The sequence below is a fragment of the Roseinatronobacter thiooxidans genome, from assembly GCF_001870675.1.
GTDB classification, from domain to species: domain Bacteria; phylum Pseudomonadota; class Alphaproteobacteria; order Rhodobacterales; family Rhodobacteraceae; genus Roseinatronobacter; species Roseinatronobacter thiooxidans.
In genome coordinates, this window is sequence record NZ_MEHT01000018.1 from 124,007 (window position 1) to 149,953 (window position 25,947).

Sequence of the window (25,947 nt, forward strand, 5' to 3'; positions counted from 1 at the left end):
CCTCACGCCTTTGAGACTGCGTCCAAAATCCGCGCCCAAGACCGGATGCCGCGATGGAAGCTGTCCAGATCATACTTTTCATTTGGCGAATGTATCTGGTCATCTTCTTTTGCAAAGCCGATCAGCATGGAATCCATGCCAAGGATGGTTTTGAAATATCCCGCAATGGGGATAGACCCGCCCGCGCCCACAAAGGCGGCGGGTTTGGGCCATTCATCTGTCAGCGCCGCGCGCGCCGCCTCGAACGCGGGATGCGAGGTTTCCATAACAGATGCAGGCGACGCGCCATGATCGTGGAATTCGACCCGACAATCGGCAGGCACCCGCGCGCGCACGAAGTCGCGGAAGGCGGCGCGCAGCGTGTGCGGGTCTTGCTGGCCCACCAGACGGAAACTGACCTTGGCCGAAGCCCGTGCGGGCAGCACAGTCTTGAACCCTGCGCCGGTATAGCCGGAAATCATGCCATTGATCTCGCATGTCGGGCGCGCCCAGATCATTTCCAGCGCACTGCGCCCCTTTTCGCCAGCGGGGTGTTTCAGCCCGACAGCGCCCAGAAACCCATCCGCGTCAAAGCCCAGCCCGTCCCATTGCGCGCGCAACTCGTCCGAGATTTCGGGCACATCATCATAGAAGCCCGGCACTGTGACGCGGCCCTCATCGTCATGCAGATCGGCCAGAATGCGGGCCAGAACCCGCGCGGGGTTCATCGCCGCCCCGCCAAAGCTGCCCGAATGCAGATCGCGCGCGGGGCCGTGAATGACAATCTCCTCGCCCAGCAACCCGCGCAGCATTGTGGTAATTCCGGGGGTCTGCGCGTCAAACAGGCCGGTGTCGCAGATCAACGCCAGATCGGCGCGCAGCGCGTCGCGGTTTGCTTCCAGATAGGGCACGAGAGAGGGCGAGCCGCTTTCCTCTTCCCCTTCCAGACAGAAGGTCAGTTTCACCGGCAGGCTGCCATGCACGGCCAGCCATGCGCGACATGCCTCGACAAAGGTCATCAACTGGCCCTTGTCATCGGACGCGCCGCGTGCGCGGATGACGCGGCCCTTTGGCGTGTCTTGTATCTGCGGGTCGAACGGGTCGGTGTCCCACAGGTCCAGCGGGTCCACGGGTTGCACATCGTAATGGCCGTAGAACAACAGGTGCGGGCCAGTTTCCGCGCCGCCTTCGGCCACCACCATCGGGTGCCCGCTGGTCTTGTCCTTGCGCGCGACGAATCCCAAGCTACCCAGTTCGGTCACCAGCCAATCGGCGGCGCGGTCCACATCGCCTGCATGTGCAGGGTCGGTCGAGATGGAAGGGATACGCAGCAACTGTGAAAGACGCTCCAGCGCTTGGGGTAAATCCTGATCAATCTGGTCCAGCACGGGCGTGATGGTTGCGGTCATGTTGTCGCTCCGGTTATAGTGATTTGGCGCAGAAGGTATCAGAGCGCTTGGGGCTGTCCAGCCCTGACGCTATGGCGCAATGCAAGTGCGGGCCAGGACTGGCCTTTTTGGGAGTGGGATGTATGCGATTTAACAGTATCGGAATGGCCGCGGGGCTGGTGCTTGCAACGGCATCTCTGGCCACAGCGCAAGACATAGAGACAGAGCAGTACCAACTGGACGGGGTCGAAGTGACCGTCTTGGCACATACATTCCTGTCCGAGGAAGAAATCATGACCTTGCGCCTTGTCGGGCAGAATCGGGATGCGCTGGCGCTGTTCGTGCCAGAGGGAGCTGGCTATGCCGCCCTTGCCATCGCCCCCGCCGAAGGGTTCGTGCGCGATGGCGTTCCGGTTGATTCGGCCATAGCGATTGCCGGTTTGGAAGATATCGAGACGGCGCGCGCCTCGGCACTGGAAGCTTGCGATGCCGCACGCGCGGCAGGGCCGGATTGCGTGGTCGCACTGGAAGTTGCGCCGCGCTGAGAACATGCGACGAAGGGCCACGCAATGCGGCCTTTGTCAGTCGGGCCAGTTTGATTTAAGTCAAAGTCAGACAGGGCAGACGACAGTAGGTCTTGTTTGTGAGGTCGAAAGGCTTTGCATTCGGTCAATGGATCGATAAATACGAATGTATACCCAGCTGATCTGCGAGGGAGAGGGTTTTGGAATATACTGCTGCGCTCGACACGGCTTTGAACAGACTGCACGAAGAAGGCCGCTATCGCACCTTCATTGATATCGAGCGTCGCAAGGACCATTTCCCAAAGGCCGTCTGGACGCGCCCTGATGGTGCGAAACAAGACATCGTGGTTTGGTGTGGCAATGATTACCTTGGCATGGGGCAGCAACCCGCAGTGCTGACCGCGATGCATGAAGCGTTAGACGCCACAGGCGCTGGCTCTGGCGGGACGCGCAACATCTCTGGCACAACTGTGTATCACAAACGGCTGGAAGCTTCGCTTGCTGATCTGCATGGCAAGGAAGCGGCGCTTGTGTTCACCTCCGCCTATATCGCCAATGATGCCACCCTCTCGACGCTGCCAAAGCTGTTTCCGGGCCTGATCATCTATTCCGATTCGCTTAACCACGCCTCGATGATCGAAGGTGTGCGCCGCAATGGCGGCGCCAAGCGGATATTCCGCCATAACGATGTCGCACATCTGCGCGAGCTGTTGGCCGCCGATGACCCTGCCGTCCCCAAGCTGATCGCATTCGAATCGATTTATTCGATGGATGGCGATTTTGGTCCGATCAAGGACATCTGCGATGCGGCGGATGAGTTTGGCGCGCTGACCTATATTGACGAAGTGCATGCCGTAGGCATGTATGGCCCACGCGGGGCCGGTGTGGCCGAACGTGACGGGCTGATGCACCGTATCGATATTATCAATGGAACGCTGGCCAAAGCCTATGGCGTCATGGGCGGCTATATCGCCGCATCTGCCAAAATGTGCGACGCCATCCGCTCTTACGCGCCGGGGTTCATTTTCACCACATCGCTGCCACCTGCGATTGCGGCTGGCGCGGCGGCATCGGTGGACCTGCTGAAAACCGCACAACATTTGCGCGACAAGCAGCAAGACCACGCACGCATTCTGAAAATGCGCCTGCGCGGGCTTGGCCTGCCAATTATCGACCATGGCAGCCATATTGTTCCTGTGCATGTGGGTGATCCGGTGCATTGCAAGGCGATCTCTGACATGTTGCTGGAACGGCACGGGATATATGTGCAGCCCATCAACTTCCCCACAGTGCCCCGCGGGACCGAGCGCTTGCGCTTCACCCCCTCGCCGGTCCACACTCCGGCGATGATTGATGATCTTGTGCGCGCTATGGACGGCCTTTGGGCACATTGTGCGCTAAATCGTGCCGAAATCTCTGCCTGAGTTTCTTTAGAGCTTCAAATCGTCGTGAAAACCTATATGGTGCCAAGTGTGGTGAAGCGGATTCAAAAGCTGCGCACCGCTGTTATTTTCGAGTACAGGTGAAACTCTAGGCGGTCTAAGGGGCGGGCAATGAAATGGTTTGGCAATAAACCCAGATCAGAAGACGCGCACATACATAATTCTGCGGCAGTCGGATTTGATGATTTTGAAGTTAGGCTAGGCGATTTGATGCGCGGTGAACGCGCAACTCTGGGCAAATCTCTATTGGATGTGCAGCGCGAGCTTCACATACGCGCCACATATATAGCGGCCATCGAAGCAGGCGATCTGTCCGCTTTCGAAGCGGCAAGCTTCGTGGCGGGTTATGTCAGAAGCTATGCGCGCTATCTGGGGATGGACCCTGACTGGTCCTATGCAAAATTCTGCGCCGAAACCGGCTTTGCCATCTCGTCCGAGCTTCAACGCAGCGCGCCCACACTGCCCCGGGGTGGCAACCCTGTGGTTGCAAGTGGCGATTTTTCGCAGGGGTTGCTGTCCAGAACGAAAATGGCGGCGGAACCAGACCCGTTCTGGCAACGCCTTGATCCGGTTGCGCTTGGGTCAATCGCAGTCATGGCGTTTCTTATCATCGGGCTGGGCTTTGGGGGCTGGACAGTGCTGCGCGAAGTGCAGCGGGTAAATCTTGCGCCTGCGGATCAATCCCCAACAGTCTTGTCGGAACTCGATCCGGTCACGTCTGGCGCAGCACCCAGAATGGCCGTGACCGAAGAACCCGCCCTGCGTGTGGGGGAAGCGCGCGCCAACATAGCCTCCAACGCGCAAGGCGTTGTCCGTGACTACCGCCCAGAGGCGCTGGACACCCCTGTTGTCGTGTCGCGTGACGGGCCGATCGCCGCAATCAACCCCCGTGCGGAAGATGCGCCAACAGATGACACTGGCATCAGATCTGCCATAGAACTGGCCTTGGCCGATGCACAAACAGAAGGCCTTGCGCCCGAAGCTGTCCGCGTCACACGCGACGGCCCGCCGGAAGTAGAAATTCTGGCCGTGCGCCCAAGCTGGGTGCGCGTGCGCGCCGCAAATGGCACAGTGCTGTTTGAGAAAGTGCTGGACGCGGGCGAGCGGTTTAAAGTGCCGCAATCCGAAAGCCCTGCCACCCTGCGGGCAGGAAATTCAGGGTCGGTCTATATGTTGGTCGATGGGCAGCCCTTTGGACCAACTGCGCCGGGCGCGCAGGTGGTAGACCAGATCGCCCTGTCACCAGATGCAGTGACCGAGCGGTTCACCATGGCCGACCTCAGCGATGATCAGGCCTTGCGCGAATTCGTGAATGTGGCCGAAGTCGAAAACTGAAATTCAGATGCACCGCTTTGAAAGGTCACGCAGTTGCGTGGCCTTTTTTCATGCGCCCACTGCCACACTGTCCCGCCGGATGTGAAAACGCCGGTCACGGCCCCCATTGCCGCTGTGTCTGGTTTGGCTTACATTCCAGATGACACAGACAAGGGATCATTCGCTGATGGATCACAACCACATCCGCCCATGGCGCAATATTGCACGGCGCAAGTCGCGCCAGATTATGGTTGGCTCTGTTCCCGTTGGCGGCGATGCGCCCATTTCGGTGCAGACCATGACCAACACCGATTCGGGCGATGCGAAAGCCACAATCGCGCAGGTGCTGGCCTGTGCAGAGGCGGGCGCGGATATCGTGCGCGTCTCGGTCCCCGATACCGATGCCAGCCGCGCGTTGCGCGAAGTGTGCCGCGAAAGCCCTGTGCCCATCGTGGCCGATATTCACTTCCATTACAAACGCGCGATTGAATCCGCCGAGGCGGGTGCTGCCTGCCTGCGGATCAACCCCGGCAATATTGGCGATGCAAGCCGCGTGCGCGAGGTCATCAAGGCCGCGCGCGACCATGGCTGTTCCATCCGCATCGGGGTGAATGCCGGGTCGCTGGAGCGGCACCTGCTAGAGAAATATGGCGAGCCATGCCCCGATGCGATGATCGAATCCGGTCTGGATCATATCCGCATCCTGCAAGACAATGACTTTCACGAATTCAAGATCAGCGTCAAAGCCTCGGACGTGTTCCTTGCCGCTGCCGCCTATATGGGACTGGCCGAGGCGACCGATGCGCCGATCCATCTGGGCATTACCGAGGCGGGCGGGCTGATGTCGGGAACAGTGAAATCCGCCATCGGTTTGGGAAACCTGCTGTGGATGGGCATTGGCGACACAATCCGCGTGTCCCTTTCCGCCGATCCGGTCGAGGAAGTGAAAATCGGCTACGAAATCCTCAAGGCACTGGGGCTGCGCCATCGCGGGGTGAATATCATCTCCTGCCCGTCCTGCGCGCGGCAGGGGTTCGATGTGATCAAGACAGTCAGCTTGCTGGAAGAGCGTCTGGCGCATATCAAAACACCGATGAGCCTGTCGATCATTGGCTGTGTGGTCAATGGTCCGGGCGAGGCGCTGATGACCGATGTGGGCTTTACCGGCGGTGGCGCGGGGTCGGGCATGGTGTATCTGGCGGGCAAGCAAAGCCACAAACTCAGCAATGAGCAGATGGTCGAGCATATTGTCGAACAGGTGGAAAAGCGCGCAGCCGAGATTGACGCCAGTCAGGAACAGGCGGCAGAATAATCCGCGCGCGGCAATGCCGGACTTGATCCGGCATCTCTTGGTTGGCCGAGAGGTGCCGGATCAAGTCCGGCACAGCGCTCACGCAGCGCTACCAATCTCTGCCAGAAGCTGCGCATTCCCCCCCGAGGCGGTCGTGTCGATACATAAATGCCGTTCCAAAAACACATGGCCCGCATCCGGCATATCCGTGATCAAAGGCAGGATCGGCCCATCGCGCAGGGCCAGCATATGGTCCAGCGCGCGCGCCTGATCTTCATGCCCCCAGAACAGCACTGCTGAAAACCCCTCGAACATATCCAGCCCCTCTGGCAACCCATCGAGGATGGCCGCTGCCCCGCCCAGCGCCTGCACGGCGCGGATCTGTGCATCCAATGCGTCCTTCCCCGGCCCCAGACACAGGATCGGTGCGCGCGCCGCAAAGCGCAGGCGGTTCGACTCGCCCGTTGGGCCGGGCAATTCCTGAACCGCTGGCAGGTTGGGCCGCGTGGCACTGGCAAGCGCCTTGCGCAATGCACCGGATGAAGCCTGTGCCACGCGTTCCGGCGCGCGCGGCGCCATGTGCCGCGTAAACCGTGTCAGGTAATGCGGCCCGCCCGCTTTTGGCCCTGTGCCTGACAGTCCTTCGCCGCCAAAGGGCTGGCTGCCCACAATCGCCCCGATCTGGTTGCGGTTGACATAGGTATTGCCCACTGTGATCCGTTCCACCACATGCTGCACGCGGCTGTCGATCCGGGTATGCAGCCCGAATGTCAGCCCGTAGCCTGTGGCATTCACATCCGCGATCACCCGGTCCAGATCTTGCGCCTTGAACGTGGCCAGATGCAGCACAGGCCCGAACACCTCGCGCTTCAGTGCCCTTATGCCTGATACAGACAGGACAACCGGCGGCACAAAGACCCCAGCATCGGGCGCTGTCAGCTCATGCAGCACACGCCCTTCAGCACGGGCAGCTTCGACATAGGCCGCAATCTGGTCGCGCGCGTCCAGATCAATGACAGGGCCAACATCGGTGGCCAGCGCCCAAGGGTTGCCAAGGCGCAATTCATCCATCGCGCCAAACAGCATGGCGCAAAATTCCTCTGCAATATCTTCCTGCACATAGAGGCACCGCAGCGCCGAGCAGCGCTGGCCCGCAGATTGAAAGCTCGATGCCAGCACATCGCGCACCGCCTGTTCCGGCAATGCGGTGCTATCGACGATCATGGCATTCAGCCCGCCGGTTTCCGCGATCAACGGCGTGCCGGGGGCCATGTGATCGGCCATCGCGCGCCGGATCACCAGCGCAGTGTCGGTCGAGCCGGTGAAAGCCACGCCATTCACCCGCGCATCGGAGGTCAGCGCCGCGCCCACTGTCGCCCCGTCCCCGGGCAAGAGTTGCAGTACATCGCGCGGCACACCTGCTTGGTGCAACAGCCGCGTTGCCAGATGCGCGATCAGCGGCGTTTGTTCCGCCGGTTTGGCCAGCACACCATTGCCTGCCGCCAATGCCCCCGCAATCTGGCCGGTAAAAATGGCCAGCGGGAAGTTCCACGGGCTGATACAGGCAAATACCCCGCGTGCGGGCGCTGTCAGCCCTTGCGCCTGAAGCGCGTAGTAGCGCAGGAAATCCACCGCCTCGCGCAATTCGCCCACGGCATCAAGCTGGCTTTTGCCTGCCTCGCGCCCCAGAACGGCGAAGATCTGGCCGAAATTCTCCTCATACAGGTCTGCGGCGCGGTTCAAAACCTGAGCACGCTGCGCCACCTCTGCCCCCCAGGGCCTGGCGGCAGCAAGGGCGGTTTCCACATCGGCATCGGCAGAGAAAGTCACCTCGCCCACCAGATCGGCAGGGTCGGCGGGGTTCAGCGCCTTATAGGGCGCAACACCTGTCACCTTGCCCGCAATCAGGGGCGCGGCCTGAAAGCAGGTGCCGCGATAGGGCGCGCGCGCCGCCTCGATCCCGTCAAGGTCGCGCTGGTCACTCAAATCCCAGCCGCGCGCATTGCGCCGCCCCGTGCCAAACAGGGCGGGACCAGTGGCGATTTTGGGGTTCAGCCCTTGTGGCACCCTTTCCAGCGCCGCGAAGGGGCAGGCCGCAACCTCGACAGGGGGTACATCTTCATCGACGATCTGGTTGACGAAGGATGAATTCGCCCCGTTCTCCAGCAAGCGGCGCACCAGATAGGCCAGCAAATCCTTATGTGCGCCCACAGGGGCATAGATGCGGCAGCGTGTGCCCTGCTGGGTCAGCACCAGATCATGCAGCTTCTCGCCCATGCCATGCAGGCGCTGAAACTCATAATCCAGCGCGCTGACACCCATGTCACCCGCCATATGCAGCACGGCCGCGACGGTGTGGGCGTTATGCGTGGCAAATTGCGGGTAGAGGCGGGAATGCAGGCCCAGCAACTGCCGCGCACAGGCGATGTAATTCACATCGGTGGCCTGTTTCTGGGTCAGCACCGGAAACCCGTCCAGCCCGAAAACCTGCGCGCGTTTGATTTCGGTGTCCCAATAGGCACCCTTGACCAGCCGCACCATCAGCTTGCGGTCCAGCCGTTCGGCCTGCGCGTGCAACCAGTCGATCACATCGGCAGCGCGCGGGCCATAAGCCTGCACCACAACGCCGAAGCCATCCCAACCTTCCAGCGCAGGGTCGGCAAGGACTGCCCCAATCACATCAAGGGACAGGGCAAGGCGGTCTGCCTCTTCCGCGTCTATATTGAAGCCCAGCCCAAGGGCGGCTGCAAGCCGCGCAAGCTCGCGCACACGCGGCACCAATTCGGCCATAACGCGGTCGGCTTGTGCCACCTCGTAGCGCGGATGCAACGCCGACAGCTTGACCGAAATGCCGGGATTGGTGCGAATGTCATTGCCGCTGGCGCGCGCACCGATGGCGCGAATGGCCTTGGCATAGGCAACCTGATAGCGCTTGGCATCTGCCATCGTGCGCGCCGCCTCGCCCAGCATGTCATAGGAATAGGAGTAACCGCGGCTTTCCAGCTGCTTCGCGCGTGTCATCGCCGTGTCGATCGTCTCGCCCAGCACGAACTGGCGGCCCATTTCCTTCATGGCGCGTCCCACGGCGGTACGGATCACCGGCTCGCCCATCCGTTTCACGGCCCCGCGCAAGACCTGTGCAGCGCTTGTGCTGCGTTCGTCCAGCACGCGGCCTGTCAGCATCAAGGCCCAGGTCGAGGCATTGACCAGACTGGAAGACGACTTGCCCAAATGCCGCCCCCAATCTGACGGGGCGATCTTGTCTTCGATCAGGTCATCAATGGTTGCAGCATCGGGCACGCGCAAAAGCGCCTCTGCCAGACACATAAGGGCGATGCCTTCTTCCGTGGACAGGCCGTATTCCGCCAGAAACACCTCCATCAAGCCGGGCGAGTCGCTGGCGCGGATATCTTGCACCAGCTTGGCCGCGGCTGCCGCGATGGCTTCGCGCGCGGCATCATCCAGCCCTGCGGCACGGATGGCGCGCGCCGTCTGGGACGCTTCGTCGCGCAACAGCTGATGCGTGATGGCGGCGGGCAATTCAGCGCTTGTTTTAGATGGCATGGCGGCACCTCTCACAGGAATTAACCCTGATGATGGCAGAAAATACTATTGCTTTCAGCCTTATTTGGCGATTAATTCAGTGAATAAGACTTCATAAGCGAGATAATTTAGCCAAATGACCCAAATCAAACTTGACAGCTTTGACCATGCCATTCTGCGGCTTCTGGCGGTGCAAGGCCGCATGAGCGTGACCGAACTGGCAGGGCATATCGGGCTGACAAAATCCCCCACTCAGGCCCGTTTGCGCCGGTTGGAAGAGTATCAGGTCATCACCGGATACCGCGCGATGATCGACCCCCAGCAGATTGACGCGGCCCATATCGCCTTTGTGGAAATCAAACTGTCCGACACGCGAGAGGCCGCACTTCGCGCCTTTAACGACGCCGCGCGCAAGGTGCCCGAGATTGAGGAATGCCACCTGATTGCAGGCGCGTTCGACTATCTGCTGAAGGTGCGCAGCCGCGATATTGCATCTTATCGCAGGGTTTTGGCCGAACATATCTCTGCATTGCCGCATATCACCTCAACCTCGACCCATGTGGTGATGGAAGCGGTCAAGGAAACAGGGGCGCAACCGGCGTTCTAAGCCCTGCCCCGGCAGGCTTAGCGGCGAATGGCGGTCAGGATGGGCATATGCCCTGCGCGCAAGATCAGCATGCCATCGCGGCTAAGGTCAAACCCGTCGGCAGCTTCCAAGGCATCGAGAAACCGCAATTCCAGATTGCGCAGATTGGCGGCGCAGGCCAGACGTGTGGTTCCCAGTTCCCGAAAGGCCAGCCGCCCGCTGTCAATCTGCGCGCGCCCCACATAGCGGTTGCAGGTGCCACGCCCGGAAATTTGCCCGTCACTTATCTGGAGTGTCAGGTCTTGCCTATTCGTGACCAGATTTATGCCAAAAATGCTGGTGACATACCAACTGCCGCCAGACAGCAGGTCCAGCGGCGAGCCTGCACATCCTGCAAGGGTGGTGTCGCTGGTAAGCAAGGCCAACTCTGCCGCGATCGGATAGATCAGACCATTCTCCGACAGAATGCACCGCGCTTGCGTCAGGCGCAATGACAGCGATGTGGCGCGAATATCTATAAACCCGCTGCGCGGGGCGAACAGGCTAAGCCCTGCGCTGGACAGGGTTTCATCTTCCAGCCCCGGCAGGTCGATCATGGCTGTTTCCAGCCCCAGTTCTATCTGCCACTCTCGCGCTGGTCCTGTTGCGGTGACGGGCAAGACGGGCCGGAACAGCGTTGGGCGGCACAGGGTTGCCGGCTGGCCACTCAGGGCCAGTTCTGCCTGATTGCCCGCAAAGCGCAGTGCGCTGCCGTCATCGGCGACAAATGCACGCGCATCGTCCGGTTGCCCTGACAAGGTGGTTGTCACCCCTGCACGCAGCATATCTAGCGTATAGCCCTGCCGCGTAACCCCCAACACTTGCCCATCATCGCAATCCCAAAGATCGCTAAATCCGATTGCAAGGTTGGGATGCAGCGCAAGGCGCAGGTCAGGCGCGGTACGGTCTGCGATATGCGCAATCGCACTTTGCAAAACCACCGATCCATCCACGATCAACCCGGCCTGCATGGTCTGGGCAGTGCGCGGCAGGGGCGGCAAATCCATCGCAAGTGTCGTGCTGCCATCTGAAACAGGGCTGCGCAGCGATACGCTGCTCGCGCCATCTTCCGTGCGGATCAGCAGCAGCGCCTCGGCCCCTTTGGCCACAGCCTCTGCCCATGTCAGCGTGACCGCCCCCTCGCGCGACAGCGCAGGAGAGGCGAGAAGGCTGATGATGGAAAGAAAGGCAAAGGCAAGGCGCATCAGGGACTCCGTCAGTCATATGACACTCGGGATAGGCCATGACGCTGCCTTGCAGCAACAACAATTCCGTGAACGGCTTAGACCTCAGGCGCGCTCGGAATACTCGAATGTCTCGGTATTGACGACGATATCTTCATCCTGCCCGACAAAAGGCGGCACCAGAACGCGAACACCATTGTCCAAAACCGCAGGTTTGAAGCTGTTGGCCGCTGTCTGGCCTTTGACAACCGGCTCTGTCTCGACGATGCGGCACACCACTTTTTGCGGCAATGCCACATTCAGCGCCTCTTCGCCGTAATATTCCACCGTCACGGTCATGCCGTCTTGCAGGAACGGGCGACGCTCGCCCAGAATTTCTGCATCCAGCTCGACCTGCTCGAAGGTTTCCATGTCCATCACAACAAGACGGCCATCGGTTTCATACAGGAATTGCTGGTCTTTTTGTTCCAGCCGGACCTTTTCGACCTTGTCATCCGAACGAAACCGCTCGTTCAACTTGCGGCCATCGCGCAGGTTCTTCATTTCAACCTGTGCAAATGCGCCCCCTTTGCCGGGTTTCACATGGCTCACTTTGACAGCGGCCCAAAGCCCGCCATCATGTTCCAGAACATTACCGGGGCGAATTTCGTTACCATTAATCTTGGGCATGCGTGGACCTTGTCAAAACCTTGAACTTTTTTCGACCTTCCCTATATCGCGGTAACAGAAGGCGCGCAAGGAAGCGTTAGTCTTGTGTGAACCGCACCCATGCGCCCACAGCATGGCTGCTATGCGATTTCGATGTAGCGAATCAACGCATAAAAGGGCTATGCAGGCCCACGCGGTGAATGCAAGAGCAAGAATAAAGGAACTTGGAATGTTTGATGCGGCGGATGGAACAGCCTTTACGCATGAGCAAGGCGCGCGCGCTCGCAAACTTTTTGCGGCTGTCGTACTGGCCGCGCTGGATGATGCGATTGCAGATGACAAGAAATATGGCAACGGGCCAGAACAGATCGCACGTTGGGCACGCTCGCGCGATGGGCGCGAAGTGCTGAGCTGTGCAGGAATCGACCCGAATGAGCGCGTGGTTGCTGGTCTGATGGAATTCGTCGCCAAAGGCGTGCGCACATCGGTGGCACTGTCACGCGAAGAAAGCGAACGTCGCAACGCGGCGGCTGCGGCGGAAGCCGAAGCAGCGTAATCTGGTACAGCCTTTTTCGGCATGACAAACCCCGCACCTTTGGTGCGGGGTTTGTCATTTCAGTGGCCCCGTACGAAAGCCTCTATTCCCGCACTCAGGCAGACACCCCCAGCGCTTCGGCCAGAAAATCCAGCCGGTCCTGCCCCCAGAAGCGCGCCTCTCCGCTTACGAAGAACGGAACACCAAACACGCCTTCCGCCACGGCATCTTCCAGATTGCGCGGATAGATTTCAGCGCCTTGCAACATGCCGCTGAAGGCAAGGCCAGGGTCGAACCCTGCCGCGGACAGGCACGCGCGGATAACATCATCCTCGGCAATGTTGCGGTCTTCTTCCCAGCAGGCGCGGGTCAGCCCTGTCACAAGTTCCGCCATATCGCCGCCGCCCGCTTCTTGCGCGGCAATAATCGCATAAGAGGCAGGCGCAGGATTGGTGGGAAAGAAGGCGGGGCGCAGCTTGATCGGCAGATCAAGCCGGTCGGCCCAGCGTTGCAACTCTTGCAGGCGATAGGCTTTGCGGCTGTCATGCCGGTCTGCCAGCACTTGCCCGCCGGTGCGCGTAAACAGCGCGGTCGGGTCTAGCGGCTTGTAGCGCAGCGTGGCCCCTGCGGCCTGCGCGATCTGCGCAGGGCGCTTGCCTGCCATATGTGTCCACGGGGAAATCGGGCTGAGGTAGTAGTCAATATGCGTCATTGTCCGTCCTTTTGCGCTGCGAGGCAGTTTGCAAGACCGTAACGGGGTGGTAAGCGGTGTCAACTTTTCCGAATCCTGAAGGATGGCACGATGATCGATCGCTCGGAACCCAAACTGATTTCCGGTAACTCCAATGCACCATTGGCGAATGCTATCGCGCGCAGAATGTCGCTGCATAGGGGCATGTCCGTGTCCCTTGTCGATGCGCGGGTCGAGCGGTTCAATGATGGCGAGGTTTTCGTCGAAGTGTATGAGAATGTCCGCGGCGAGGATATGTTCATCATTCAATCCACCTCGAAACCGGCGAATGACCATCTGATGGAGTTGCTGATCATCGCGGATGCGTTGAAACGGTCATCTGCCGCGCGGATTACCGCAGTGATCCCGTATTTCGGATATGCGCGGCAGGACCGGCGCACCAAAGCGCGCACGCCCATTTCCGCCAAGCTGGTGGCGAATATGATCACACAGGCGGGGATTGAACGTATTTTGACGCTGGACCTGCATGCAGCGCAGATTCAGGGCTTTTTCGACATTCCGGTGGATAACCTCTATGCAGCGCCTGTTTTTGCACTGGATGTAAAGCATAACTTCCGTGGGCGGCTGCAAGATGTGACCATCGTATCGCCCGATGTGGGCGGCGTGGCACGCGCGCGCGAACTGGCCAAGCGGGTCGGCTGCGCGCTGGCGATCGTGGACAAACGGCGCGAGAAACCGGGCGAAGTGGCCGAGATGACCGTGATCGGCGACGTAAAGGGCAAGACCTGCATCATCGTGGATGATATTTGCGACACAGCGGGCACTTTGTGCAAAGCGGCGGAAGTGTTGATCGAGGCGGGCGCCACCGAGGTGCACAGCTATATCACCCATGGCGTGCTGTCCGGCCCGGCGGTAGAGCGGATTACCAAATCTGTCATGAAATCACTGGTGATCACAGATTCGATTGCGCCCACCGAGGCTGTGAAAGCCGCGCCCAATATCCGCATCGTCCCCACTGCGCCGATGTTTGCGCAAGGCATCCTGAACACATGGAAAGGGACATCGGTCTCTTCGCTGTTTGATACAGAAACACTGATGCCGATCTATGAAGGGCTTTACAGCGAGTAAGGCCGCGCGCGCCAGTGAGGGAAATCGCCACGCTGCCCCGGCCTTGCGCCGGGGCCTCTTGGCCAGCCGCGAGGTCCCGGCGCAAGGCCGGGACGGGCGTTGCAACGGAACCAGAGGGCATTATCCAGCTAAGAGCGGCCTTAATCGCGCTCTTTCTGCCTCAGCGCATCGCGGCGCTCGCGGTCTGCGCGGGGAAGTGACTCGTAGGAATCGAAATCATTGATATCCTTGCGGGATTTATGGCGTGATTTGTTCCAGCGCGACAGCCCAAGCCAGACCGCAAGCCCGACAGAGGCCCAGATCAGCCCCTGCACAAAAATATGCAGCCCCGGCACGAAATAACTCACCAGCGCGACAACCGCTGCACCAAGGGCAAATCCCAGCGCGACATAGGCTGTCGTCATCATCTCGACCACCAGCAGCCCTGCCGCGATCAGGCCCCAGATGATCCAGTCAGGCAGGGCAAACAAGTCCATTGCTTACATCTCTTTCAGAATGGCTGCGGCTTCGCGGAAGGAATTTGACGGCCCCCCCGGCAGCATGATCAGTTTGGCATTGCTGGATTTGGCCAGCCCTTCCAGCGCTTCAACCTGCATCCGCGCGGTCTGGAATGTCAGGGCATCGCGTGCGTTTTCCCCACCAAGCGAGTCCGAGATCACGCGGTTGGCTTCGGCATTGGCCTGCGCGATGGCGCGAATACCATCAGCGCGGCGCTGCGCCTCGTAGAGTTCAGCATCTGCGTTCAACTCGGTCGCGCGGCGCACACCTTCGGCGCGGGTAATGGCGGCGCGGCGTTCGCGTTCCGCTGCCAGCACTTCGGCCATCGCTTTTTGGGTTGTTTCATTCAGCCGCACATCGGTGATTTCCGAGCGTGAGATGCGAATGCCATAAGTCTTGCCTGCATCTTCCAACGCTTCAAGCAGTGCCACATTCAGCGACCCGCGATCTGATTGCACGGCATCCAGTTCCACCTTGCCCAGTTCCGAGCGCACGAGCGATTGAACCAGCCCGATCACCAACTCGTCAATCTTGTTCACGCGAAACACCGCCGCTTCGGGGTTGTCGATGCGGTACACCACCAAAAGCTGCGCCCCGAACACCACGTTATCTGCCGACACCACTTCCAGCGCGATATCGTTCAGCACCTGATCATTGACCGGCACTTTGGAATGCACGCGGTCGAGGAAGGGCACGATCACATTCACCCCCGCATCCAGCGTGCGGTGATACGCGCCCAAGCGAGTGACGACATAATTCTGTGACTGCGGCACAATCTTCAGCCCCAGAAGGACGATAAGCACCAGCACCACAACAAGCGCAAGAATAAGTTCCATGACATCCCCCAAGGACAAAATCTATTTCAAACAGATATGGCTGTTCAGCCTAACTACAATGACAAATCATACGCTGTCTTCGCTGGCAACACGTCGTGACAGCAGCATCAGTCCCAAAGCTGTGCACGAACACAGGATCATCCCGAAAATCAGCGGCAGCGGCGTGCCGTCATAGGCCAGCGAAATCGGCACTGCGATCAGCACCGACCCAACTGTTGACAGCGACATGACCACCGAAGACCCAATGCCCGCCATATGCCCCAAAGGCTGCAAGGCCAGCGCATTAAGATTGCCAAATGTCAGCCCGATGGAAAAGAACGCTGTGCACATAAAGGCAAAGAACAGCGCGAAATCCCATGGTGCAGGCAGGCCAAGGTTGATCAGGAACAAAAACACCACCGACACACTGGCTTGCCAGAAAAACGCATAGGTGGCGATTTTGCGCATGCCAAGGCGCATAACCAGTTTCGCATTGGCCACACTGGCCGTTCCCGCCACCAGCGCGGTCGCGGCAAACCAGAAAGGAAAGGTGGCCGCGCGGTCATAGACATCTTCAAAGATCATCGGCAGGTTCGAAAGCCATGCAAACAGCGGCGCAAAGGCGAAGGTCAGCGCCACGACATAGACCATGACCGCGGGATTGGTGACAATTTCGACGAGCGCAGACCCAATGGCGCGGGGCCGCAGGGCGCGACGGTTTTCAATCGCCAGCGATTCCGGCTGGCGGATCATAAGCCACAGGCCAGAAATCAGGCCAAAGCCCACAAAGGAAAAGAAGATCATCCGCCAGTTCGACAGCCAGATAATTCCCGCCCCGATCGAAGGGGCAATCGCAGGCACCAGCACGAACAGCGTCATGATGATCGAGGTGACACGCGCCATTGCGCGGCCCGAATACAAATCCCGTACCATTGCCGTGGCCACCACGCGCGGGGCCGCCGCCCCCAGCCCTTGCAGGAAGCGCGCGGCCAGAAGCGATTCGATGGACCATGCCTGCATCGCCAGCAACGCACCTGTCAGATAGACGGCAATCCCCACCAGCAACACCGATTTGCGCCCGAACGCATCTGACACAGGCCCGCAAACCAGCGTGCCCAGCCCCAGCCCGAACACGAAACTTGCAATCACCAACTGGCCGCGCGCGGGCATATCTGGCGACAACTCCAGCCCGATGGCGGGCAGCGCAGGCAGCATCGCGTCGATCGAGAATGCCACGGTCGAGGTCAGCATCGCCATCAACGCGACAAACTCGCCAAAGCGCAGGGGCCGCGTGGGCGAGAAAGCGCCCCTCATTCGGACGATCCGGTCAATTCGTCAATCACACCCTGCCACAATTCGGTCGGTTGCGCGCCCGAGATGGCATATTGCTGGTCCAGCATGAAAAACGGCACCGCCTGAATGCCCCGCGCGCGGGCCGCGCGGTCTGCCTCGCGGATCATGTCGCAATCGGCATCCGTGCCCAGCAGGCGCGCGGTCAGATCACGCCCCAGCCCTGCCTGCGCTGCCAGATCCAGCAACACATCATGGCTACCGATATCGCGCCCCTCGCAGAAATAGGCACGGAACAGACCACTGACGATTGCGCCCTGCCGCCCTTCCAGCCCTGCCCAATGGATCAGACGGTGCGCATCCAGTGTGTTTGGGGTGCGGGTGATGGCGGGCAGGTCGAATTTCAGGCCCGCATCCTCGGCGGCGTGAAGGACAGGGGCATAGGCGTCCAGAACGCCTTGGTCCCCGCCGAATTTCAGCGACAGATAGTCTTGCCGCGCCATGCCTTGCGCGGGCATGTCGGGGTTCAACTGGAACGGGTGCCAGCGTATCTCGAACGGGTGATCGGGGCGCGATTCCAGCGCGCGGCCAAGGCGCGTCTTGGCAATATAGCACCACGGGCAGATGGGATCGGACCAGATATCGAGTGTGATCATGCGCCCCCTCCCTGATAGCTGTCGCGCAGCGCGCGGCGGGACAATTTGCCATTCGCACCGCGCGGCAAGCTGTCGCAATGGCGATACAGGCGCGGCTGCTTGTAGCGCGCCAGCCTCTCGGCGGCATAGGCTTGCAGCGCTTCTTCATCCAGCGGCGCATCGGCAGTGTAGAAGGCGGCAATCACGCTGACCCCTTCGCGCACGCTGACTTCCGCGCAGGCAATGTCATGGATCGCGGGATGGCTGGCCAGCGCGCGTTCTACTTCCAGCGGCGAGACGCGAAAACCGCCTGCATTCATCATGTCATCATTGCGGCCCCGATAGGCAATCGCGCCGTCCTGCGCCATCTGGCCGCGATCGCCCGTCACGAACCACTCGCCCAGCAAGGGCAGCTGTGGTGCGCCGTCTTGCAGATAGCCCAGCATCAGCCCCGGATCGCTGCGATGGATGGCCAGCATCCCTTCGCTTTCGCGCGGAAGGGGGGCGCCCGCGTCATCCAGAATGGCAATCTTGCGCCCCTCTTGCGGGTAGCCTGCCACACCTGCGGGCGCGGGGCGCGCGGGGCTGGCGGAAATGTAGGTCGAGCATTCGGACATGCCAAGCGCCTCGTAAATCTCGCGCCCTGTTGCTGCGCGCCATGCGTCGCGGGTGACATCGGGCAGTTTCTCGCCCGCCGACAGCCCATGCCGCAGGCGCGGCAAGTCCAGCGCGCGGCCCTCTTTCAGCAACTGGCGGTACACACCGGGAACACCGGCAAAAAGGGTCGCATCAAAGCGTTTCAGCATCAGCGCAAGGGGCGCGCCCGCATCCGGAATCAGGGCTGTCGCGCCGATGGCCCAAGGGTCCATCAAGCCCGTGCCCAGCGTATAGGTCCAGTTGAACGCGCCTGCATGCAGCATCCGGTCGTCCGGCGTCAGGCCATACCAGCCGTCCCACATCATCCGCCGCGCCCAGACAGCGCGATGGGCATGCACCACCGCACGCGGGCTGCCCCCGCTGCCAGAGGTGTAGATGATATACCCCGCGCGATCAGGGCTGCCCATGTGCCAGTCACACGGGGGCAAATCCTGCATGGCGTGCAAATCGGATTGCGCCAGAACAGGGGCCGGATGGTCTGGCAGGGCCACGCCTTCAGCCCCCAGCACCAGCGCGGGCGCGATCTCATGGGAAATGCGCGTAATCTCTAGCACTGTCAGTTGGGTGGAGGTGGGAACCGGCACCAGACCGGCAGCAATCGCGCCCAGATAGGCCACTGGAAAATCCACTGTATTGCCAAGCCGCATCAGCACACGGTCACCGGGCTGCAAGCCTGCGGCCAACAAGCCCTGCCCCGTGCCGCGCACGGCGGCAATCAGGCGGGCATAAGACCACCGCTCGGCCCCGCTGGCGCGCAGGATTTGCAGCGCGCTTTTGTCAGGGGTGGCAGCACCTGCGGACAGCACATATTGCGCCATGTTAAACGGCGCGGGGCATCGCTCGGGGCGGGTCGGATCAGTGAGGGACAACATGCGCCCAGAGCTACGCGCGCGCCATGACAGTTGCAAGCCCAAGCCGCCTTGCGTAAAGGACAAAACATGACCAGACCAGATGACCCAACGCTGCTGAAAATCGCGCGCACCACCGGCGTGACCGAGGCGGCGCAACCCATCGACCTTGCGCTGCGCGTGCGTGACCTGCGCAAGGCGCGCGGCTGGACGCTGGAACAGGCCGCGACTGCGGCAGGGCTGGCGCGTTCGACCCTGTCAAAGATCGAGAATGGGCAGATGTCGCCCACCTATGACGCGCTGAAGAAACTGGCGCAGGGCTTGGAAATATCTGTGCCCCAACTGTTCACGCCCCCCGCACAGCAACCCGCCAGCGGGCGCATGACACTGACGCGCGCCGATGAAGGCGTGGTGCAGCCCACCCCCACCTATGACCACAGGTTGCTGGCCGGACAATTGAGCCAGAAGAAAATGCTGCCCTATCAGGCGCAGGTGCGCGCCCGCGACATGGCCGATTTCGACGGCTGGGTGCGCCATGGCGGCGAGGAATTTCTATATGTGCTGACGGGTGAAATTCGGCTGCTTACCGAATTCTATGCGCCCATCGACATGCGGCGCGGTGACAGCGCCTATTATGACGCGAGCATGGGCCATAACGTCATCTCTCTGTCGCGCGAGGATGCGCAGATATTATGGGTCACATCGCTGGAATGAACGGCACGCTGCGCTGGATTTGACGCATGCAGCACATCGCCCCCTGGTGGCCTGCCGCTCAGCGATAGCCGCAAAACACGCGTGTCCACCAATTTACGAGATATATGCAATGGCGGCTTTGAGGGCTTTTCAGACATACCTTGCGCGGAACAAGGGGTGCAGGCCCGCCGCGCCTCAAAGGGCCGCACCCACGGCACTACACGGCTTTGCACCAAAAAAGTCAGCGTCCGCAAAACTGACTTTCGTCATGCAGGGCGGCATCTTGTGTCGGCCATAAAACACTAACTGTCGCTGGTTTCGGTCAGTTGCCGCACCGCGTAATCGGCCGCATCGTCAAAGGGTTTCAGCACCACACTCGCGCCCTTGCCCAGCAGGTCCTCTGCCTCGGCCACTTGCTGCACTGACAAAAACACCTTGCCCTTGTAATTCGCCGACTTCAGCCCGTGCAGCAGCGCAAGCTGCGGGTCAGCCTCGGTCAGGGCACCACGGTCGCGCGGCACGGCAGATACAACCGCCTGTACGCCTGTCAGGTCCAGATGCGCCACGAATTCAGGGTCAGTCGCATCGCCATAGCTGGCTTCCAGCCCCATGCGCCGCCAGTTGACCAGCGCTTCAGGGTCAAAATCGATGCCCAGTACGCGGTAGCCTTTGTCATGCAGCTTGTTGCCAATGCGGCAGCCATAGCGTCCCAGCCCGAAGATGATGAAATCCACATTGCGCGCATCGTCCACACTTTGGGTGTCGTCTTGTTCGCGGTGGGGTTGCTTGCGCTCGAACAGGCCCAGATACGGCTCGCACATCTCGAACAGTTTGTGCGACCATGTGATCATATAAACCGACAGCGCAATGGTCACGAGGCCCACCAGCGTAACCAGCCCCATGGCTTGCTGGCCCACATGGCCGATGGTAATACCCATCGCCATGAAGATCAGCGAGAATTCGGAGATCTGCGCCACAGTCAGACCGGCCAGAAAGCCTGTGCGCTTGCGGTAGCCCATATAGCCCATGATCGCCAGAACGATCAGCGGGTTGCCGATCAGCACGAACAGCGACAGCACAATCGCAGGGCCGATCTGGTCGCCGAGGGTGGAGAGTTGCAGAGACGCGCCCAGATTGATGAAAAAGAACAAAAGCAGGAAATCGCGCAAGGATGCAAGGCGCGAAGAAATCGCTTCTCGATACTCGGTCGAGGCCAGTGACACACCCGCCAGCAAGCCCCCCAATTCCTTGCCAAAGCCCAGCACATCGCCAAGTGCTGCAAGGCTGGCCGCCCAGCCCACTGCAAAGATGACCATCAATTCGGGCGAGCGCGCGATCTGGCCCAACAGCGGGCTGGCGATATAGCGGATGAACACAACCACCGCGCCCACCATGACTGCACCGCCGATGAAAACCTGCGCGACATCCCAAATACCGCCTGCATCCTCGCCCATGCCAACCCCGATAGCCGACAGGGTGACCATGGCCAGCACTACGAAAATATCCTGCACAATCAGGAATCCCAGCGCGATCTTGCCATGCAATGCGCCGATTTCCTGCTTGTCGGACAACAGCTTGACGATGATGATGGTGGATGAAAACGTCAGCGCAATCGAAATATACAGCGACGTTACCGGATCAAGCCCCAACGCAAGGCAGATCAGATAGCCGAAAAACGCGGTAAAGGTGACCTGTCCCAGCCCTGTCGCCACGGCCACGCGGCCCAGATTGCGCACAAGGCTGACATCCAGCTTCAGCCCGACCAGAAACAGCAGCACTGCAATTGAAATCTGGCTGAGGGTCTCGATAAACTCGGTTGACGAGACCAGCCCCAGCGCATCCGGCCCTGCCAGCACACCCACTGCAATGAACGCCACAACAAGCGGTTGGCGCAACAGAAGGCCCACAAAGCCCACACCTGCGGCCAGCAACACAAGAAGTGCGATTTCATAGAAGACAGAGGCAAAACTGGTGTCCAAGGCATCCTCGCTGCGATCAACCTGTGATAATTGCCACTCCTAACCCGATTCAGCCTGTCGCGCCAGTCTGCCCACCGTGGTGTACCGGCAAATCAGCCGCCGCCAGCACGGACTCGACCTGCGCCGCCCAATCGCGCCCGCGTGGCAGCAGTGCTGCGCGGTGGTCTTGCCAGCGGCGTGCAAGCTCTTGCAAAATAGCCGCATTTGCGGCGACAGCCTCGATCAGGCACCAGCGGTTCCACTCATAGGCAATGCTCCAGCCTGCCTCGTCCAGCCGCGCTTCGGGCAGGCGGTAGTGAAAAGTCGGGCGTGCGCCTTTCAGATGCGCATCTGGCACAGCGCCAAGCGCATCGGGGCACAAATACTGCAAGGCAGGCAGCATATCCAGCCCGTAATTACGCGAGGGCGCGTGCGTGGCATATATGCGGGCGAAGTGCTCCACACTCCACCCTTTGGCCGGCGCCAGTACATCGGTCAAATCCAGCGGCCACGGGTCCACAAAGGGCAGTACACGGCGGGCAGGGTCTATCGGGTCGGACTGGCGCAACCACGGCTCTAGCAGGGCATAGGCGCGCGCCACCTCGACCAGCCCAGCCCCATCGGGGCCGGGCAGTTCAGGGTTCAGATGCAGGCCAAAACCGTAGGCCAGCCGCGCGCGCGTCCCCAGCGCACCGGCCTTGCGCAGCGCCGCCACCAGCCGATCTGCCTGTGGCAGATCACCATGCGCCAGCGGTGCCGTCACAATCTCGACCGGAACCAGCCCACCCAATGCCTGCGCGGCCAGATCCTCGGCCCATTTCTTTTGCAACGAGATGTCGAGTTCAACTTTGACATCCCCGAACTGCCCACCACTGAGTTTCAAGTCACGGTCATTCAGCGGCACAAGCCTGCCGCCCCAAAGCTGCTGGACGACCTGCGCGGCCCCCTCGACAGACAGTCCTGCAAATTCGATCTCGATGCCAGTCTTGCGCCCTGCGCTGGACTGGCCTGCATGGTTTGGCAAAGGCAGAAAGGGATCGGTTGGAATATTATCATGAATCATTTGGGCCGCATCCTTGCTTGCGCGTCTTAGTCCTTCACCGCTTCCAGTCCAGCCTCGCCCATCAGGCGGTAGACCCAAGCCATAGTGCCGTCTTCCAGCTCTAGCAGATCGCGGCGGTAGCGTCGGCCTGTGCGCTCGTATCGGTCAAGGCGGATCATCTCGGACGGGGTGACGCGAAAGCGCACGCCATGCAGCACCATATCGGGCGCATCGCGCAAATCACGGCGGTGGCGCTGCCAGCCCCGCAGCGCGGCTGGTTCCGCCGGAAGATGGCGGCCCAGCACGACAAAGCGCACAAAAGGGTTGGTCAGGGTGGCAAAGCCGAAGACATACGCGTGCCCGTGTGGCGGGGGCGGGGCATTGGCGTCAAGGCGCGGCAGATAGACCGGCGCGCGGGTAACCATCAGCCACGACAGCAGAACCACCACGCTCAGCGCCGCCGCAAGAATGATTTTCCAGTCAAACACAAACATGCCTTATCATATACGGTTCGCTAACTGGGGAAAGGGGGCTGCGTTTCTTCCATAGCAGCTAGGACGCGATCGGGAATGCGGAAAGCGGCTGTTTTGCGGGACTTTTCAGCCATTCGCGCGGAGTCGAGGCGCGTAGCGCCGCCGCGCATCGCCGGGCCGTCCCCCGGCACGGCGATCTGGCTTGGCTACGCGCAAAGCCCTGATCTTACGCGGATTTGGCTGGCATAAAGTTATCCAGCATAGATCGGGGATCGCCGCACCACGGCCCGACGCTGCGCGGCTTGGGTCACGTCTTCAATGTCCGCCAAGCCCTCGAAACTGCCACCCAATTTCTTTCGTCACCCCGCCCCGTGCTGCGGCAGGGCTTTCGCCGCCAGTGTCGCGCGCCGCTTGCGCAGCACTTCCCAGATATACAGCGCCATCGCTGCCCAGATCATCGGAAAGGCCACCACGCGCCCCCCTTCAAACGGTTCGCGGAAAATGAACACTGAAATCAGAAAGATCATGGTGGGAATCGAATAGCTGGAAATCGCAATCGTGGACAGGTTCAGCCCCTTTGCACCATTGGCATACAAGATCAGCGGCACTGCCGTAATCACCCCGCAGCCCAGCAACAGCGCCCAATCCAGTGCGCTGGCTTGCGCTGCATAAAGCACACCTTGCGTCTGCGCCCATGCCAGATAGGCCAGCGCCACTGGCAGCAGGATCAGCGCCTCCAGCGCAAAGCCCTGATTGGGGCCAATGGGCAGGGCGCGTTTGAAAAACGCATAGCTGCCCCAACTGAACACGATCAAAAGCGCGCCCAAGGGCAGGCTGCCTGCCTCAACTGTCAGCACCACCACTGCCAGCGCGGCCAGGGCCACCGCACCCCATTGGCGCAGCGACAGTTTCTCGCCCAGCAGGGTTGCACCCAGAAAGACGCTGAAAATCGGGTTAATGTAATAGCCAAGGGCAGCTTCCATCGCCTGCCCCGACTGGATCAGCCAGACATAAGTGCCCCAGTTGACCGAGATCAGCGCCGCCGTCACGCAGGCCATGCCCAACATGCGCGGGGTGCGAAAGGCCGCGCGCAAATCTGCCGTGCGCCCCAGCCAGATCAGCCATGCCAGCGCAACCGGCACCGCCCAGATGACGCGATGCGCGATCACCTCGATTGTGGGGACATGCTCCAGCGCCTTGAAATAGAACGGCAAGCCGCCCCAGATCAGAAACGCAGCAGCGGCAAAGGCAAAGCCGCGCGGGGTATCTTCACTCATGCCCAAGCCCCGCTTGCACGGCGGCCATGAACGCCGCGCCGCGCTTCTCGAAATCGGGGTATTGGTCGAAACTGGCTGCCGCAGGGGCCAGCAGGACGACATCGCCCGCCTCTGCCTCGGCCATGGCGCGGGCTACGGCAACCTCCATCGTTTCGCAAATTTCATGCTCGGTGCGGCCCAGTTGCAGCGCAAACTCGCGTGCGGAATGGCCGATCAGATAGGCTTTGCGCACGCGGCCCAAATGGGGGGCAAGGGCTGCGATGCCGCCATCCTTGCCCAAACCGCCCGCGATCCAGCGGATTTTGTCGAAAGCCTGCAAAGCTTGCGCGGCACTTTCCACATTGGTGGCCTTGGAATCGTTGATGTAGCGCACCCCGCCCGCTTCGGCCACTTGCTGGCTGCGATGGGGCAGTCCCTTGAAGGTCAGGAACGCGTCTTCGATCATGCGCGGCGCAAGGCCAAGGCTGCGCGCCACCGCATAGGCGGCGCAGGCATTCTGGTGGTTATGCGCACCGGGCAGGCCCGCGATTGCGCGCAGATCGATCGAGGCCATCTGCTTGCCGCGCCGGTATTCCGACAAGAAGCCTTTGCGGGCAAATACATTCCACCCCGGCCCCGCCAGCTTTTGCCCAGAAGAGATGCGGATGACCCGCGCATCCTCTGGGGCTTGTGCGACTTGGCCCGCAAGAAACTGCCCTTCCAACTCATCCACACCGATAACGGCACGGTCTGGCCCGCCTTCGGCAAACAGGCGGCGTTTGGCCGCGAAATAGCCCCCCATACCATTGTGGCGGTCCAGATGGTCGGGCGACAGGTTGGTGAAGACAGCAACATCAGGGGTCAGCGCACGGGCAAGTTCCAACTGGTAGCTGGACAGTTCCAGCACCACCACTTCGCCGTCGCGCAAAGGGTCAATTGACAGCACACCCTTGCCGATATTGCCCGCCATCTGCACAGGGCGGCCCGCCTCTTGCAAGATATGGTGGATCAGGGCCGTGGTTGTCGATTTCCCGTTGGAACCCGTGACCGCCACCACTTTGGGCGGCTGTTCAAACTCTATCGTTTCAGATGTGGCGAAGCTGCGGAAAAACAGGCCGATGTCATTGTCCACCGGCACGCCCGCGGCATAGGCGGCAGCAATGATGCGGTTGGGCGCGGGGTAGAGATGCGCAATGCCCGGACTGGTGATCAGCACCGCCACGCCAGACCAGTCCACGCGGGCCAGATCATGCAGGTCAATGCCCGCCTCCTCGGCCTTGGCGCGTGCTTCCGGGCTTTCATCCCATGCCAGCGGAATGGCCCCGCCCGCGCGCAGGGCCGCGCATGTCGCAAGCCCCGACCGGCCCAGACCCAGAACAGCCACATTCTGCCCCTCATAGCCCTGCACAGCAATCATGATGCACCCTTTTTATGTCCGGCCAATGCGGCCTGTTCGCGCGCCCTGTCTGGGCCAAGTTGATACGACACGC

The 25,947-nt window shown here is 60.8% G+C and carries 23 protein-coding genes; 8 read left to right on the forward strand and 15 right to left on the reverse strand.

All coding sequences use genetic code 11. From position 1 onward, the window contains the following. Window positions 1-2: 2 nt before the first annotated feature. Window positions 3-1,388: a dipeptidase gene (locus tag BG455_RS10000; protein ID WP_071469844.1), complete on the reverse strand. Its 1,386-nt coding sequence runs from the start codon at window positions 1,386-1,388 to the stop codon at window positions 3-5. A 122-nt stretch (window positions 1,389-1,510) separates the two neighbouring features. On the opposite strand from BG455_RS10000, the gene BG455_RS10005 reads away from it, so the two are divergent. From BG455_RS10005 to ispG, 4 genes are all read left to right on the forward strand, one after another. Then, entirely contained in the window at window positions 1,511-1,912 is a 402-nt protein-coding gene (locus tag BG455_RS10005; protein WP_143079910.1) for a hypothetical protein, read from the forward strand. A gap of 179 nt (window positions 1,913-2,091) precedes the next feature. Beyond that, window positions 2,092-3,315 carry a 5-aminolevulinate synthase gene (hemA, locus tag BG455_RS10010; RefSeq protein ID WP_071469846.1) on the forward strand — a complete coding sequence of 408 codons (1,224 nt, stop codon included), beginning with the start codon at window positions 2,092-2,094 and terminating at the stop codon, window positions 3,313-3,315. A gap of 228 nt (window positions 3,316-3,543) precedes the next feature. After that, window positions 3,544-4,668 (forward strand): helix-turn-helix domain-containing protein, encoded by a 1,125-nt coding sequence (locus BG455_RS10015; RefSeq protein WP_245735520.1) that lies wholly within the window; start codon window positions 3,544-3,546, stop codon window positions 4,666-4,668. A gap of 166 nt (window positions 4,669-4,834) precedes the next feature. Continuing rightward, window positions 4,835-5,959 (forward strand): flavodoxin-dependent (E)-4-hydroxy-3-methylbut-2-enyl-diphosphate synthase, encoded by a 1,125-nt coding sequence (gene ispG, locus BG455_RS10020; RefSeq protein WP_071469847.1) that lies wholly within the window; start codon window positions 4,835-4,837, stop codon window positions 5,957-5,959. Between the two features lie 78 nt (window positions 5,960-6,037). Here ispG and putA read toward each other — a convergent pair whose 3' ends face one another. Further along, window positions 6,038-9,502: a bifunctional proline dehydrogenase/L-glutamate gamma-semialdehyde dehydrogenase PutA gene (gene putA / locus BG455_RS10025; RefSeq protein ID WP_071469848.1), complete on the reverse strand. Its 3,465-nt coding sequence runs from the start codon at window positions 9,500-9,502 to the stop codon at window positions 6,038-6,040. Window positions 9,503-9,617: 115 nt separating this feature from the next. Here putA and BG455_RS10030 point away from each other — a divergent pair, with 115 nt between their 5' ends. Continuing rightward, on the forward strand, window positions 9,618-10,088 hold the full coding sequence (locus tag BG455_RS10030) for an Lrp/AsnC family transcriptional regulator (protein ID WP_071469849.1): 471 nt from the start codon (window positions 9,618-9,620) through the stop codon (window positions 10,086-10,088). 17 nt (window positions 10,089-10,105) lie between these two features. Here BG455_RS10030 and BG455_RS10035 read toward each other — a convergent pair whose 3' ends face one another. Together BG455_RS10035 and efp are read right to left on the reverse strand one after the other, a co-directional pair. After that, window positions 10,106-11,311 (reverse strand): META domain-containing protein, encoded by a 1,206-nt coding sequence (locus BG455_RS10035; RefSeq protein ID WP_071469850.1) that lies wholly within the window; start codon window positions 11,309-11,311, stop codon window positions 10,106-10,108. An 84-nt stretch (window positions 11,312-11,395) separates the two neighbouring features. Then, entirely contained in the window at window positions 11,396-11,959 is a 564-nt protein-coding gene (efp, locus tag BG455_RS10040) for an elongation factor P (protein WP_071469851.1), read from the reverse strand. 208 nt (window positions 11,960-12,167) lie between these two features. Here efp and BG455_RS10045 point away from each other — a divergent pair, with 208 nt between their 5' ends. Continuing rightward, the gene (locus tag BG455_RS10045) at window positions 12,168-12,494 is read left to right on the forward strand and encodes a DUF6280 family protein (protein ID WP_071469852.1); all 327 of its coding nucleotides are present in this window, start codon (window positions 12,168-12,170) and stop codon (window positions 12,492-12,494) included. A gap of 94 nt (window positions 12,495-12,588) precedes the next feature. On the opposite strand, the gene BG455_RS10050 is transcribed toward BG455_RS10045, so the two are convergent. Then, complete coding sequence (locus tag BG455_RS10050; RefSeq protein WP_071469853.1) at window positions 12,589-13,185, reverse strand: 2-hydroxychromene-2-carboxylate isomerase; 597 nt, start codon at window positions 13,183-13,185, stop codon at window positions 12,589-12,591. Window positions 13,186-13,275: 90 nt separating this feature from the next. Here BG455_RS10050 and BG455_RS10055 point away from each other — a divergent pair, with 90 nt between their 5' ends. Further along, complete coding sequence (locus BG455_RS10055) at window positions 13,276-14,292, forward strand: ribose-phosphate pyrophosphokinase (protein ID WP_071469854.1); 1,017 nt, start codon at window positions 13,276-13,278, stop codon at window positions 14,290-14,292. 140 nt (window positions 14,293-14,432) lie between these two features. Here the strand turns inward: BG455_RS10055 and BG455_RS10060 are convergent, their stop codons facing one another. The 5 genes from BG455_RS10060 to BG455_RS10080 form a co-directional block, all read right to left on the reverse strand. Then, window positions 14,433-14,768, reverse strand: a complete 336-nt coding sequence (locus BG455_RS10060; protein ID WP_071469855.1) for an NfeD family protein — start codon at window positions 14,766-14,768, stop codon at window positions 14,433-14,435. A gap of 3 nt (window positions 14,769-14,771) precedes the next feature. After that, window positions 14,772-15,626 (reverse strand): SPFH domain-containing protein, encoded by an 855-nt coding sequence (locus BG455_RS10065; protein ID WP_071469856.1) that lies wholly within the window; start codon window positions 15,624-15,626, stop codon window positions 14,772-14,774. 66 nt (window positions 15,627-15,692) lie between these two features. Beyond that, entirely contained in the window at window positions 15,693-16,919 is a 1,227-nt protein-coding gene (locus tag BG455_RS10070; protein ID WP_071469857.1) for a multidrug effflux MFS transporter, read from the reverse strand. Further along, on the reverse strand, window positions 16,916-17,551 hold the full coding sequence (locus tag BG455_RS10075; RefSeq protein WP_071469858.1) for a DsbA family oxidoreductase: 636 nt from the start codon (window positions 17,549-17,551) through the stop codon (window positions 16,916-16,918). The genes BG455_RS10070 and BG455_RS10075 overlap by 4 nt, the downstream gene beginning before the upstream one ends. Continuing rightward, complete coding sequence (locus BG455_RS10080) at window positions 17,548-19,059, reverse strand: class I adenylate-forming enzyme family protein (RefSeq protein ID WP_071469949.1); 1,512 nt, start codon at window positions 19,057-19,059, stop codon at window positions 17,548-17,550. Before BG455_RS10080 ends, BG455_RS10075 begins: the two co-directional genes overlap by 4 nt. Before the next feature lie 66 nt (window positions 19,060-19,125). On the opposite strand from BG455_RS10080, the gene BG455_RS10085 reads away from it, so the two are divergent. Beyond that, window positions 19,126-19,749 (forward strand): helix-turn-helix domain-containing protein, encoded by a 624-nt coding sequence (locus tag BG455_RS10085; RefSeq protein ID WP_071469859.1) that lies wholly within the window; start codon window positions 19,126-19,128, stop codon window positions 19,747-19,749. Window positions 19,750-20,030: 281 nt separating this feature from the next. Here the strand turns inward: BG455_RS10085 and BG455_RS10090 are convergent, their stop codons facing one another. The 5 genes from BG455_RS10090 to murD all read right to left on the reverse strand — a co-directional run bounded on the left by BG455_RS10090 (window position 20,031) and on the right by murD (window position 25,874). Continuing rightward, the gene (locus BG455_RS10090) at window positions 20,031-21,707 is read right to left on the reverse strand and encodes a cation:proton antiporter (RefSeq protein ID WP_071469860.1); all 1,677 of its coding nucleotides are present in this window, start codon (window positions 21,705-21,707) and stop codon (window positions 20,031-20,033) included. A 49-nt stretch (window positions 21,708-21,756) separates the two neighbouring features. Further along, on the reverse strand, window positions 21,757-22,749 hold the full coding sequence (locus tag BG455_RS10095; protein ID WP_084386238.1) for an amidoligase family protein: 993 nt from the start codon (window positions 22,747-22,749) through the stop codon (window positions 21,757-21,759). Window positions 22,750-22,775: 26 nt separating this feature from the next. Beyond that, window positions 22,776-23,222: a gamma-glutamylcyclotransferase family protein gene (locus BG455_RS10100; RefSeq protein WP_071469861.1), complete on the reverse strand. Its 447-nt coding sequence runs from the start codon at window positions 23,220-23,222 to the stop codon at window positions 22,776-22,778. A gap of 338 nt (window positions 23,223-23,560) precedes the next feature. Beyond that, a complete protein-coding gene (rarD, locus tag BG455_RS10105) occupies window positions 23,561-24,478 on the reverse strand; it encodes an EamA family transporter RarD (RefSeq protein WP_071469862.1) in 918 nt (305 codons plus the stop codon). Then, the gene (gene murD, locus BG455_RS10110; protein ID WP_071469863.1) at window positions 24,471-25,874 is read right to left on the reverse strand and encodes a UDP-N-acetylmuramoyl-L-alanine--D-glutamate ligase; all 1,404 of its coding nucleotides are present in this window, start codon (window positions 25,872-25,874) and stop codon (window positions 24,471-24,473) included. The genes rarD and murD overlap by 8 nt, the downstream gene beginning before the upstream one ends. Between the last annotated feature and the right edge of the window lie 73 nt (window positions 25,875-25,947).